10 protein-coding genes and 1 pseudogene are annotated in these 13,362 nt (G+C 72.9%); 9 read left to right on the forward strand and 2 right to left on the reverse strand.

The features are described 5' to 3' along the window. Window positions 1-167 precede the first annotated feature (167 nt). Window positions 168-1,805 carry an acyl-CoA synthetase gene (locus tag ACGFT2_RS02520; protein ID WP_393272687.1) on the reverse strand — a complete coding sequence of 546 codons (1,638 nt, stop codon included), beginning with the start codon at window positions 1,803-1,805 and terminating at the stop codon, window positions 168-170. A 185-nt stretch (window positions 1,806-1,990) separates the two neighbouring features. Here ACGFT2_RS02520 and ACGFT2_RS02525 point away from each other — a divergent pair, with 185 nt between their 5' ends. From ACGFT2_RS02525 to ACGFT2_RS02565, 9 genes and pseudogenes are all read left to right on the forward strand, one after another. Next, window positions 1,991-2,791, forward strand: coding sequence for a crotonase/enoyl-CoA hydratase family protein (locus tag ACGFT2_RS02525; protein WP_393272689.1), 801 nt, complete (start codon window positions 1,991-1,993; stop codon window positions 2,789-2,791). Window positions 2,792-2,807: 16 nt separating this feature from the next. After that, complete coding sequence (locus ACGFT2_RS02530; protein WP_393272691.1) at window positions 2,808-3,749, forward strand: Zn-ribbon domain-containing OB-fold protein; 942 nt, start codon at window positions 2,808-2,810, stop codon at window positions 3,747-3,749. Further along, window positions 3,746-4,816: a thiolase domain-containing protein gene (locus tag ACGFT2_RS02535; protein WP_393272692.1), complete on the forward strand. Its 1,071-nt coding sequence runs from the start codon at window positions 3,746-3,748 to the stop codon at window positions 4,814-4,816. The genes ACGFT2_RS02530 and ACGFT2_RS02535 overlap by 4 nt, the downstream gene beginning before the upstream one ends. Beyond that, window positions 4,813-5,979, forward strand: coding sequence for a thiolase domain-containing protein (locus ACGFT2_RS02540; RefSeq protein ID WP_393272694.1), 1,167 nt, complete (start codon window positions 4,813-4,815; stop codon window positions 5,977-5,979). The genes ACGFT2_RS02535 and ACGFT2_RS02540 overlap by 4 nt, the downstream gene beginning before the upstream one ends. A 116-nt stretch (window positions 5,980-6,095) precedes the next feature. Then, entirely contained in the window at window positions 6,096-6,338 is a 243-nt protein-coding gene (locus ACGFT2_RS02545; protein ID WP_393272695.1) for a DUF397 domain-containing protein, read from the forward strand. Between the two features lie 250 nt (window positions 6,339-6,588). After that, on the forward strand, window positions 6,589-7,524 hold the full coding sequence (locus tag ACGFT2_RS02550) for a universal stress protein (RefSeq protein ID WP_393272697.1): 936 nt from the start codon (window positions 6,589-6,591) through the stop codon (window positions 7,522-7,524). A 208-nt stretch (window positions 7,525-7,732) separates the two neighbouring features. Further along, a complete protein-coding gene (locus ACGFT2_RS02555; RefSeq protein WP_393272698.1) occupies window positions 7,733-9,001 on the forward strand; it encodes an alpha/beta hydrolase family esterase in 1,269 nt (422 codons plus the stop codon). 139 nt (window positions 9,002-9,140) lie between these two features. Continuing rightward, a pseudogene (locus ACGFT2_RS02560) lies at window positions 9,141-10,565 on the forward strand (3-hydroxybutyrate oligomer hydrolase family protein); the annotation flags it as partial. A gap of 86 nt (window positions 10,566-10,651) precedes the next feature. Next, on the forward strand, window positions 10,652-11,149 hold the full coding sequence (locus ACGFT2_RS02565; protein WP_393272700.1) for a hypothetical protein: 498 nt from the start codon (window positions 10,652-10,654) through the stop codon (window positions 11,147-11,149). A gap of 14 nt (window positions 11,150-11,163) precedes the next feature. On the opposite strand, the gene ACGFT2_RS02570 is transcribed toward ACGFT2_RS02565, so the two are convergent. Continuing rightward, window positions 11,164-13,134: an N-acetylmuramoyl-L-alanine amidase gene (locus tag ACGFT2_RS02570; protein ID WP_393272702.1), complete on the reverse strand. Its 1,971-nt coding sequence runs from the start codon at window positions 13,132-13,134 to the stop codon at window positions 11,164-11,166. Between the last annotated feature and the right edge of the window lie 228 nt (window positions 13,135-13,362).

Consider the following 13,362-nt stretch of genomic DNA (forward strand, 5'->3'; position numbering starts at 1 on the left):
GGCAGGGACACCGCAGCCCCGCACACCGTGGAGGCGAACGGCATCACCCTGGCCCGTCGCGTCCGGGGCCCGGCGGACGCGACGCCCGTCGTGCTGGTCCGTCCCGGCCGGGACGGGCGAGAGGTCACGGTCCGGGGCCCCGTCGCCGTGACCTGCGGAACCCCGCCCTACCGGTGGTCCGCGGCCGCCGCCACCTCCCGGGCCCACCGGTAGTCGGCCTTGCCGCTCGGCGAGCGCTGGACGGTGTCCGTGATCACCAGCTGGCGGGGGATCTTGTAACCGGCGAGCCGGGTACGGCAGTGGCTCTGGATGTCGGTGAGGGAAGGGTGCGGCGCTCCCTCGCGCAGTTGCACCACGGCCGCCACATGGCTGCCCCACGTGGCGTCCGGAACGCCCGCGACCAGGGCGTCGTACACGTCCGGATGCGCCTTGAGGGCCTGCTCGACCTCCTCCGGATAGACCTTCTCGCCACCGGTGTTGATGCACTGCGAGCCGCGGCCGAGGACCGTGACGACACCGTCCTCACCGACCGTCGCCATGTCTCCCAGCAGCACCCAGCGCCGCCCGTCCTTCTCGAAGAACGTCTCGGCCGTCTTGCGCCGGTCGTTGTGGTAGCCGAGCGGCACATGACCGCACTGGGCGACCCGGCCGACCTCGCCGACGGCGACCGGCTCGTGCGTCACCGGATCCACCACCCGCGTACGGGAGTTGACCCGGATGCGGAAGCCCCGCCCGGGCCCGGAGTCGTCCGTCGCCGTCCCGTTGAACCCGGACTCGGAGGAGCCGAAGTTGTTCAGCAGCACCGCGTTCGGTACCAGCTCGCGGAACTGTGCGCGCACCGTCTCCGACATGATCGCGCCCGAGGAGGAGACGCTGAACAGGGCCGAGCAGTCCGCGCCCTTCATCGGCCCGTTCAGCGCGTCGATCAGTGGCCGGAGCATCGCGTCACCGACCAGGGACATGCTGGTGACCCTCTCCCGTTCGACGGTCCGCAGCACCTCCTCGGGCACGAACTTGCGGTGCAGGACGACACGCTGGCCGAAGTTGAAACCGATGAACGCGGTGAGTGTCGAGGTGCCGTGCATCAGCGGCGGGGTGGGGAAGAAGGTGATGCCGGAGCCGCCGGCGGCCACCCGCTCGGCCAGCTCCTGCGGCGCCCGCACCGGCTCCCCGGTCGGCGCACCGCCCCCCAGCCCCGCGAAGAACAGGTCCTCCTGACGCCACATCACGCCCTTGGGCAGGCCCGTCGTCCCGCCGGTGTAGATGATGAACAGGTCGTCCCCCGACCGAGCCGGAAAACCCCGCTCGGGTGACCCGGAGGCCTCCGCCGCGGCGAACGGCACCGCCCCCGGTACCCCTGGCACCGCCCCCTCCACCCCGGCCGGCCCCGCGCCCACCCGCAGCAGCCGCCGAAGCCCCGGGGTGCGCGGCAGCGCCGCCGCCACCCGGCCCTCGAACTCCGCGTCGAAGACCAGCGCCACCAGGTCGGCGTCCCGGTAGAGGTACACCAACTCCTCTTCCACGTAGCGGTAGTTCACATTGACCGGGACGACCCGCGCCTTCAGGCAGCCCAAGACCGTCTGCAGGTACTCGACCCCGTTGTACAGATGAAGGCCGAGGTGTTCCCCGGGGCGTACGCCGCTGTCGGCCAGGTGGTGGGCGATGCGGTTGGCGGCCGCGTCCAGCTCGGCGTACGTCAGCCGGCGCTCCGCGCCGGTACCGGGGTGGTCGAGGTACACGAGCGCCTCGCGGTCCGGGACCACGTCGACGATCGACTCGAACAGATCGGCGAGGTTGTACTCCACCGCTCCTCCTGACTCCGGCGGACCGGACGAAGAAAGGCGCAACGTCGGTTCGCCGGTCATCAGAGCAAAGGGGGACGCAACTGTGAAGGGCCCGCACCAACAAATCTGACTGTCTGTCAGAAAACCCTTGAAGTGCCCCCTCTCCTCCTGCAACCTGTTCTCGTTCTGACCGAGGGGAGATGGCCATGGGTGGGACGGAACACCTCACCGTGCACCGCGAGGGCGCCACACTGGTGCTCACGCTCGACAGGCCCGACGCCAAGAACGCGCTCTCGCTGTCCATGCTCGTCGGCCTGTACGACGGCTGGATCGAGGCCGACGAGGACAACGACATCCGCTCGATCGTGCTCACCGGGGCGGGCGGCACCTTCTGCGCCGGAATGGACCTCAAGGCACTGGCCGGGCAGGGCATGCAGGGCGAGCACCACCGCGACCGGCTCGAGGCCGACCCCGACCTGCACTGGAAGGCGATGCTGCGCCACCACCGCCCGCGCAAACCGGTGATCGCCGCCGTCGAGGGGTACTGCGTCGCCGGCGGCACCGAGATCCTCCAGGGCACCGACATCCGGGTCGCCGGCGAGTCCGCCACCTTCGGCCTGTTCGAGGTCAGGCGCGGACTGTTCCCGATCGGCGGCTCCACCGTCCGGCTGCAGCGCCAGATCCCGCGCACGCACGCCCTGGAGATGCTGCTGACCGGCCGGCCGTACAGTGCCCGGGAGGCCGCGGACATCGGACTCGTCGGCCATGTCGTGCCCGACGGCACCGCGCTGGCCGGGGCCCTGGAGATCGCCGAGCGGATCAACGCCTGCGGCCCGCTCGCCGTCGAGGCCGTCAAGGCGTCCGTGTACGAGACCGCCGAACTGACCGAGACCGCCGGACTCGCCGCCGAACTGGCCACCGGATGGCCCGTCTTCGACACGGCCGATGCCAAGGAGGGCGCCCGCGCCTTCGCGGAGAAGCGGCCCCCCCTCTACAAGCGCGCCTGACCCGAGGAGCCCTCCCATGCCCGAAGTCCTCAAAGCGCCACTCGTCGTCGAGTTCCCCTTCACCCGCTCCCTCGGCCCCGTCCAGAGCGCCTTCCTCACCGGGCTGCGCGAACGCGTCGTCCTCGGCGTGAAGACCACCGACGGCCGCACACTCGTCCCGCCCGTCGAGTACGACCCCGTCACCGCCGACGAGATCCACGACCTGGCCGAGGTCGCCCCCACGGGCACGGTCACCACCTGGGCCTGGAACCACGAACCCCGCCGCGGCCAGCCCCTGGCCACCCCCTTCGCCTGGGTCCTGGTCCGCCTCGACGGCGCCGACACCGCCCTGCTGCACGCCCTCGACGCCCCCGGCCCCGACGCCGTGCGCACCGGGATGCGGGTGCGGATCCGCTGGGCCGAGGACCGCACCGGTGCCATCACCGACATCGCCTGCTTCGAGCCGTACCCCGGCGAACCCGTCCGGCCCGGCGGCCACACCGGCCGGTTCGCGGATCCGCTCACCGGGATCGTCGCCCCCGCCCGCCTCGACTACACCTACTCGCCCGGTCGTGCCCAGTCCGCCTACATCGAGGCCCTCACCGAACGGCGCACCGTCGGCGAACGCTGCCCCTCCTGCCGCAAGGTGTACGTCCCACCGAGGGGCGCCTGCCCCACATGTGGCCTCGCCACATACGAACAGGTCGAAGTGGGCCCCCGGGGCACGGTCACCACCTACTGCATCGTCAACATCAAAGCGAAGAACCTCGACATCGAGGTGCCGTACGTCTACGCGCACATCGCCCTCGACGGCGCCGACCTCGCCCTGCACGCCCGGATCGGCGGCATTCCCTACGACCAGGTCCGGATGGGCCTGCGGGTGGAACCGGTGTGGACGCAGGGCGCCCGCCACCCCGACCACTACCGGCCGGCCGGCGAACCCGACGCGGACTACGAGACGTACAAGGAGCTGTTGTGACCAGCGAAGAAGCCCCCGCCGCCCGGGACATCGCCGTCGTCGCCTTCGCCCAGACCGACCACCGGCGCTCCACCGAGGAGTCCTCCGAGGTCGAGATGCTCATGCCGGTCCTCCACGAGGTACTCGCCCGGACCGGACTCAGGACCGCCGACATCGGCTTCACCTGCTCCGGATCCAGCGACTACCTCGCCGGCCGTGCCTTCTCCTTCACCCTCGCCCTCGACGGCGTCGGCGCCTGGCCGCCGATCTCCGAGTCGCACGTGGAGATGGACGGCGCCTGGGCCCTGTACGAGGCCTGGACCAAGCTCCTGACCGGTGACGCCGACACCGCGCTCGTGTACTCCTACGGCAAGTGCTCACCCGGCTCCGTCCGGGACGTGCTGACCCGCCAGCTCGACCCGTACTACGTGGCCCCGCTGTGGCCCGACGCCGTGGCCCTCGCCGCCCTCCAGGCACAGGCCCTCATCGACGCCGGCCACACCGACGAACCCGCACTCGCCGCCGTCGGCGCGCGCAGCCGCGCCGACGCCGGTGCCAACCCGCACGCCCAGCTCAGCGGCGAGGTACCGCAGGGCGACTACCTCGTACGCCCGCTGCGCACCGGCGACTGCCCGCCCATCGGCGACGGCGCCGCCGCCGTCGTCCTGGCGGCGGGGGAGCGGGCCCGGGAACTGTGCCCGCGGCCCGCCTGGATCCGGGGCGTCGACCACCGTATCGAGGCGCACGGCCTCGGCGTGCGCGACCTCACCGACTCGCCCTCCGCCCGGCTGGCCGCGGAGCGGGCCGGCGCGTTCGAACGGCCCGTCGACACCGCCGAACTGCATGCGCCGTTCAGCGCCCAGGAGATCGTGCTGCGCAAGGCGCTCCGGCTCGGCGACGACGTCCGCGTCAACCCCTCGGGGGGCGCCCTCGCGGCCAACCCGCTCATGGCCGCGGGACTCATCCGCATCGGCGAGGCCGCCGCCCGCATCCACCGCGGCGAGTCCGACCGCGCCCTCGCCCACGCCACCTCGGGACCCTGCCTGCAGCAGAACCTGGTCGCCGTACTCGAAGGGGATCCACGATGAGCAAGGAACCCGTGGCCGTCACCGGGATCGGCCAGACCAAGCACGTGGCCGCCCGCCGGGACGTGTCGATCGCGGGCCTCGTCCGCGAGGCCGCGCAACGGGCCCTGGCGGACGCCGGGTCGACGTGGGCCGACATCGACGCCGTCGTCATCGGCAAGGCGCCCGACTTCTTCGAGGGCGTGATGATGCCCGAGCTGTACCTCGCCGACGCCCTCGGCGCGGTCGGCAAGCCCATGCTCCGGGTGCACACCGCAGGCTCCGTCGGCGGCTCCACCGCACTCGTCGCGGCGAACCTGATAGCCGCCCGCGTCCACGGCACGGTCCTCACCCTCGCCTTCGAAAAACAGTCCGAGTCCAACGCCATGTGGGGGCTGTCCCTGCCCATCCCCTTCCAGCAGCCCCTGCTCGCCGGGGCGGGCGGCTTCTTCGCCCCGCACGTGCGCGCGTACATGCGGCGCAGCGGCGCCCCCGACACCGTCGGCTCCCTCGTCGCCTACAAGGACCGGCGCAACGCCCTGAAGAACCCCTACGCCCACCTGCACGAGCACGACATCACCCTGGAGAAGGTCCAGGCCTCACCCATGCTGTGGGACCCCATCCGCTACTCCGAGACCTGCCCGTCCTCCGACGGCGCCTGCGCCATGGTCCTCACCGACCGCGCCGGAGCCGCCCGCGCGCCCCGCCCGCCCGCCTGGCTGCTCGGGGGCGCCATGCGCAGCGAACCCACCCTCTTCGCGGGCAAGGACTTCGTCTCCCCGCAGGCGGGCAAGGACTGTGCCGCCGACGTCTACCGGCAGGCCGGCATCGCCGACCCGCGCCGGGACATCGACGCCGTCGAGATGTACGTGCCGTTCTCGTGGTACGAGCCCATGTGGCTGGAGAACCTGGGCTTCGCCGAGGAAGGTGAGGGCTGGAAACTCACCGAGTCCGGCGTCACCGAACTCGACGGGGACCTGCCCGTCAACATGTCGGGCGGTGTGCTGTCCACCAACCCCATCGGCGCCTCCGGCATGATCCGCTTCGCCGAGGCGGCCCTGCAGGTGCGCGGACAGGCGGGAGAGCACCAGGTGGACGGCGCCCGCAGGGTGCTCGGCCACGCCTACGGCGGCGGCTCGCAGTTCTTCTCCATGTGGCTCGTGGGCTCCGAACCCCCGGATTCCTGAACGGTTCACGCCGGGAGCCGGGCGAGAGTCCCGAAGGTCCTTCTCACGTGGCCTGTCCGCACCCGTGACCGGTCGCTAGGCTGGCCCGCGGACGACGAACCGGGAGGAGCACGGACGTGGCCGAGAGCACCATCCAGCAGCAGCCGTTCACGGGCTGGGACAAGCCGGAGCTGGACCTCAGCAGGGCCGACTGGCAGTCCAGCAGCCGAGGTATGGGCGATGTCCAGATCGCCTTCGTCGAGGGCTTCATCGCGATGCGCAACAGCGGCCGGCCGGAGAGTCCTTCCCTGATCTTCACCCCCGCCGAATGGGGCGCTTTCGTCTCCGGGGCACGCGAAGGCGAGTTCGACCTGACCTGACCTGACCTGACCTGACCTGACCTGACCTGACCTGACCTCGCCCGGCCTGATCCGACCCGGCCTGACCTCGCCCGTGCCGGCCCGGGCCGCCCCGGCCCGGTGCCTCCGGCCCCTCGTGGTCACCGAGGACCGGGCCCGGGGGTGTTCCGACCGGATTTCCGGACACGCGACCGGCAGCGCCCTGCCGGGGCCCAGCCTGCGCGAGGCTGGCCCCAGCAAGGGGAAGTTCACGTTCCGGAGGTGAGGAAGGATGAGCGCTGCGCCGGTCATCGCCGCGGTCGACGGTTCCGAGCACAGCCTGCGGGCCCTGGAGTGGGCCCTGGCCACGGCCCGCCGGCACGCGGCGCCGCTGCGGGTCGTGCACGTCCGGCAGTACGCCGCCTGGGGTCAGGCCGACGTCCTGGTCGCCGGGCCGCCCGGCACGGAGGGCGACCCGGTCCTGGACGAGGTGCGCACCAGGCTCGCGGGCCGGACCGGAGAGCCGGCCGTGGAGCTGGTCGCCGTCGAGGGTGTGCCCGGCGCCGTCCTGCCCGAACTGGGCCTGGAGGCACGCATGCTGGTGCTCGGCTCCCGCGGCCGCGGTGGCTTCGCCAGCCTGCTGCTCGGCTCCAACGGCCTGGCCGCCGCGCGGGACGCCGAGTGCCCGGTGGTCGTCGTACCCCCGCCCGGACGTGACGGGGGCGCCGCCGGCGCCGTGCGGGCAGCCGGGGAGTACGGGGGCGGCCCGGCCGGGCCGGGGCCCCGGATCGTCGTCGGCCTGCACGTCGACAGCCCGGACGAGGCCGTCCTCGACTTCGCGTTCACCGAGGCCGCCCTGCGCGACGCCCGCGTACAGGTGGTCGCCGCCTACCCATGGCCGCTGCAGACGTGGTCCGCACCCGGCCAGCCGCCGCCGCCCCCGGTCGCCCGCGACGACATCGAGCACGAGACCCGCCTCCTGACCGACGGGTTCCTCGCCCCGCACCGCGAGCGGCACCCCGGGGTGCGCGCCGACGCCGAGGCGCTGCCCGGCGACGCCGCCGGCCACCTCGTCGCCGCCTCCAGGGACGCCGAGCTGGTCGTCGTCGGACGGCACCGCAGGCGGCTGCTCGCCCCGGCCCGCATGATGGGCTCGGTCACCCAGGCCGTGCTGCTGCACGCGGAGAGCCCGGTCGCGGTGGTGCCGCCGGGACCGCCGCAGGAGTGAAACCGCCCCGACACCGGCCGGCTCGGCATAGCAGACGCCACAGCGCCCAGCAATCCGTCCGCGGGCGACCGGCGCCCCGACGGCTGTGGTGCGCGGCGCCATGGTGCCCGGACCCACCCGCACCTACGGTTCCGCCACACCCGGCGCTCCACGCGCCGCCCCACGCGCGGGAGCGGCCGGGACACCTGTGCCCACCGAAGGAGCCGCCATGTCGCCGCATCTGTTCAGGAAGGTACCGCCCGCCCGGCTGCGGGCCCGTCTCCGGTCCCGACCGCTGTCCCGCCTCCTGGCCGTCGTCGCCGTCGTCGTCGGCACCGCGCTCGCCGGCCCCCTGCCCACCGCCCGGGCCTCCGTCACGCTCACCCGGGTGAGCGGGTTCGGGACGGACCCGGGCGCCCTCACCATGTACGTGTACCGGCCGGCCTCCCTGCCGGCACATCCGCCGGTGGTCGTGGCCCTGCACGGGTGCACCCAGAACGCCCAGGTCTACGCCGACAACTCCGGCCTGCCGCAACTGGCCGAGGCCGACGGGTTCCTGCTCGTGCTGGCGGAGACCACCACCGCCAACAACCCGAGCCGGTGCTTCAACTGGTTCCAGACCGGCGACAACCGGCGCGACCAGGGCGAAGCCCTCTCGATCCGGCAGATGGTGAGCCACGCCGTCACCGCCTACGGCGCCGACCCGCAGCGGGTCTACGTCACCGGCCTGTCCGCGGGCGGCGCCATGACCTCGGTCATGCTCGCGGCCTACCCCGACGTCTTCTCCGCCGGCGCGGTCGTCGCCGGCCTGCCCTACGACTGCACCAAGGACAACAGCCCCTACCTCTGCATGAACCCGGGCGTCGACCTCAGCCCGGCCGCGTGGGCCGGGCGGGTGCGCGACGCCCGCCCCTCGTACCCGGGCCCGTGGCCGCGCACCGCCATCTGGTACGGCGACCAGGACACCACCGTCGCACCGCGCAACGCCACCGAACTGCGCGACCAGTGGACGGCACTGCACGGCCTGTCCCAGACCCCCACGCGCACGACGGCCATCGGGCCGGACGCCACCCGTCAGGACCAGTACCTGGCCGCCGACGGCACGGTCGCCGTGGAGGTCGACCGCGTTCCCGGCATCGGCCACGGCACCCCGGTCGACCCGGGCACCGGCACCGAGCAGTGCGGCGGCACCGGCGCCCCCTACTTCCTGGACTCCATCTGCTCCAGCCGCTGGATCGCCCGCTTCTTCGGTCTGGACACCTCCGACCCGGGCGGCTCCGACCCAGGAGACCCGGACCCGGGGGACCCGGGCACCCCCGCCTGCTGGACGGCGAGCAACTACGCGCAGGTGCAGGCGGGCCGGGCCACCACCACCGGCGGCTACACCTACGCGAACGGCTCCCACCAGAACATGGGGCTGTACAACACATTCGTCACCCACACCCTGAAGGAGTCGCCCACCGGTTACTACACCCTGGCCGACGGCAGCTGCCCCTGACCGGAGATCAGCAGGACGCACCCCTCGCCATGGTGGCCGGCACCGCTGCCCGGGCCGCCACCATGGCGGCTCCGCATATGTCCGACAGCACCACTGCGCCCTAGCCTCCAGCGCATCCCCAACCCGCTGGAGGAACCGCATGCACCCCCATCGCACCTCACCGCCCGGCCGGCCGCCACGGCGTGTCACGATCAGCGCACTGTCACTCGCCGCGGCCTGCTCCCTGCTGGTCACCCCGGCCACGGCCGAGCCCACCGCGACGACCGTGACGGCCGGCCACTGCGCCGGCCGCGCCCGGCTGCACGTGCCGGGCGCAGCCCGAGAGCAGGCCGACTGCCTGGACGAGCTGACCACCGACGGCACCGTGGCCTCCGGACACACCGACCCGGCCGACTACGCGGGCCTCACCCCCGTGAACCTGCCCACGCCACGCGGCGTGCCCGGCATCCAGATCGACGGCTACTTCCCCGACACCTCCACCACCAACACCGATCACGGCTGGAACCACGACTCCCAGTTCGTCATCCGCCTGCCCGACCACTGGAACGGCGGCCTGGTCGTCGCCGGCACGCCCGGCAACCGTGAGCAGTACGCCAACGACCGGGCCATAGCCGACTGGGTGCTCGCCCGCGGCTACGCCTACGCCGCCACCGACAAGGGCAACACCGGCACGGCCTTCCACCGCGACGGCCGCCGGCCCGGCGACGCCGTCGCCGAATGGAACACCCGCCTCACGCAGCTCACCCGCGCCGCCCGCACCGTCGTCGCACAGCGCTACCACCGGCCCCCGGCCCGCACGATCGCCACCGGCCTGTCCAACGGCGGCTACCTGGTGCGCTGGCAACTGGAGAACCGTCCCGAGCTGTACGACGGCGGAGTCGACTGGGAAGGCACCCTCTGGCGTGCGGCCGGACCCAACCCGCTCACCTCCCTGCCGGCGGCCCTGCGTCACTACCCCGACTACGCCGCCGGCGGATCCGCGGCCGCCGAGGCCCGGGCGGCCCTGCACCGGGCGGGGTTCCCGGCCGGGTCCGAGTTCCTGTGGCCGTACCACCACCAGGTCTACTGGGATCTCACCCAGCGCATCTACCGCGAGGAACTCGACCCCGGCTACGACGGTGCCACCGAGGCCGGCACCCCGTTCTGCGCCTCCGGCACCCCGGCCTGCGACGCCGACTACGACTACGCGTCCCGTCCCGGCGCCGTCCATCACGCCGTCGGCCGCATCGCCCTCACCGGCCGCATCGGCAAACCCCTGATCACCCTCCAGGGCACGCTCGACGTGCTGTTGCCGATCAGTGAGGACTCCGACGTCTACGCGCGCATGGTGCGCGCCGCCGGGCGCGGCCGGCTGCTGCGCTACTACCGCATCGAGGACGGCACGCACACCGACTCCCTGGTGGACGCCTTCCCCGGCCGGCTCCGCCCGATGGTGCCCTGCCACCGCTCGGCGTTCACGGCACTGGAACGGTGGATCACCGGTGAGGCTCCGCCGCCCGCCGGTCACACGGTCGCCCGCCCGGCCGGCGCGGACCCGTCGGCCCTCCTGGGCAGCTGCCCGTTGAGCTGGTCAGCCGTACACCGGCCCGGCACCGTGCCACCGGGCGCCCACAGGCCACCCACCGCCGCCCGGGCACGTACCATGGCCGCATGTCGTTCCTCCGCCGCCGCAGCGCCACTCCTGCCGGACCCGAATTCGACGTGCTGGCCATGGACCCGGGCGACTGGCCGGGCAACCTCGGCGCGGGCCTGCTGCCCGCCCCCGACGGCACCTGCCAGGGTGTCTTCCTGCGCTACGACCTCTTCGGCGGCCGCGGTCCCGCGATGATCATCGGCAATCTGCCCGAGGGCTCCCCGGCCCGCGACGTCGCCGAGGGCGAGATCCCCTTCGAGGTGGGCCAACTGCTGCTGGCCCTGGAGAACGACGAGGAGATCACCGTCGTCGAGACCGAGGACACACCCGTCCTCCAGGGCGACAACCTTCTGATCGTGCGGCGCCTGAAGCTGTCCGAGAGCCGGATCTCCTGCGTGCAGTTCGACCGCAGCGACGGCGTCCTCGTGACCATCGCCGCCTGGGACCGGCCCATCACCGATGACCTGTACGCCCTGCTGAAGCCGCTCCCGGCGGAGCTTTTCCAGCAGGGCTGAGGCACCGGACGCCGCTAGCGGGCCGAGCCCTCGAGCTGCACGTCCGCGGCGCGGACGAACCCGACCCGGTGGCCGTACTGGATCTCGTAGTACAGGTCCTTGCCCACCACGACCCGGTGCGAGTCGGTGGTGAAGGTGACCGCGTAGTAGTACTCGCCCGCCATCTCGTCGCCGGCCACGTACCGCTGCCCGGCCGGGATCGTGTACGGCAGCGGCACCACCGACTGGGCGGGGACCCCCGCCGGGTAGGCCTCCTTCTCAGGGTAGGCGCGGCCGTAGACCGGGATGCTCGCCAGGCCGTCCCGCGGGGTCACCAGGAGCCCCTTCGCGGGGACCGCCGTCGCCGCCTTGCGCGGGTTCGGGAACCAGGCCTTCTGCCCCAGGTACCAGATGGCCGTCCAGTCGCCCCAGCGGTCGGCGACCGCGTACTGCTGGCCGGTGGACACCCGCGACGACAGGTCGTTCACGCCCTCCGTCGGGTTCGTCTTCAGCCCGATGTCCCTGATGAGCGGCGCGGACACGTCGTGGTCCGAGTACAGCCGCACCTCGCTCGAGCCGTGCGCCGCACAGGGCTCGCCGGAGGTGGTGCAGCCGGTGTAGACGGGCCGGTTCGCGGCGTAGTCCGGCAGGATGGTCACCAGGGCGGCCTTCCTGCCGCCCGCCGGCTCGAAGGGGTGGCCCAGCAGCCTGAAGTAGTGCCGCCAGTCCCAGTAGGGGCCGGGGTCCGTGTGCATCCCCGGAATGGTGGACGTGGTGGGCCCGGGAACGTTGTCGTGGCCCAGGACGTGCTGCCGGTCCAGCGGGATGTCGTACTTCCTGGCCAGGTACTTCACCAGCCGCGCCGAGGACCGGTACATCGCCTCCGTGTACCAGGCGTCCGGGCTGGCGAGGAAGCCCTCGTGCTCGATGCCGACGGACCGGGCGTTGACGTCCCAGTTGCCGGCGTGCCAGGCCACGTCCTTGGCCTTGACGTGCTGGGCGATCAGACCGTCGGTGGAGCGGATGGTGTAGTTCCAGGACACGTAGGTCGGGTCCTGGACCAGATTGAGCACCCCGTCCCAGGTGCCCTCCGTGTCGTGGACGACGATGTACTTGATGCGTTGTGACGCCGGGCGGTCGCCGAGGTCGTGGTTGCCGTAGTCGTCGTCCCCGAACTGCGCGTACGGCGCCGGGACCGACTCGCAGGACACCGACTTGGGGCACTCGGTGTCGTCGGCGGGGCGGGTGCGCAGACCGGCCCGCTCCAGCTGGGCCCTGTCGGCGGTCAGCTTCGGCTGGGCGGCCAGGACGACCAGCTGGCCGTCGTCGGTGGTGCGTTCCTCGCCCGTGCGCAGGACGTCGTACACGTCGTCGGCGTAGGCCGCCGCGGTCGCGGTGTCCTCGGCGCCGGAGAAGCGGGCCACCGCTCCGTACCACTCGGCCGGGTCGGCGCTCGGCGGTTCGCCCAGCTCCTTCTGCGCGGCGGCGAGCAGGGCGGCCCCGCCGGCCACGTTCGCCGCCGGGTCGGTACGCAGTTCCCCGGCCGGGATGCCGGTCAGTTCCGCCGCCTTCGGCAGCGTCCGCAGGCGCGCCGGGACCGCCGCCCCGGCCGGCTCCGCGGCGTCCGGGTGGAGGGCGGCACGGGCGGCGTCACCGCGGGCGTCCTCCGTACCCTCGGCGAAGTGCTCCGTGTCGGCGATCGCGGTCCGGGCGTCGGTGAGGTGCATCGGGCCGTATCCGCCGGTCACGCTGGGCGCGCCGCCGTGTCCGTCCCAGCGGGACTGCAGGTACGAGACGGCCAGCAGGACGCTCTGCGGCACATGGTGTTCCGCCGCGGCGGTGGCGAACGCGTGCTGCAGCCGGGTGGTGGAGGAGTCGGCGGAGCTGTGGGCGGGGGCCGCGCCGAGGAGCGGCAGCAGCAGGGCCGCGGAGGCGAGCGGGCCGGCGGCCAGCCTCAGATGTCTGTGTCCGGGTGTGGGCGTGGGGTCGGTGGCGGAACCTCGCAATGCGGCCTCCTGTGACGGGCGGGCTTGGCGGGGCGTGCGGCGCCGAGCTGGGACAGTGGTACCGGCTTGCCGACGATCCGTCAATGATGCCTTCTGGCAGGCGACTTCCCACGTCACGAAGGGTTTCGGCGAGTTTCGCCGCGGCGGTGCGCGGGCCTGCGAAGCGTCACAGGCGTACACCAGTGGGCACGACGCACGCCCCGTCGCGTGCGGAGACACAAAGGTCTG

This window comes from Streptomyces sp. NPDC048514 (assembly GCF_043199955.1).
Classification (GTDB): domain Bacteria; phylum Actinomycetota; class Actinomycetes; order Streptomycetales; family Streptomycetaceae; genus Streptomyces.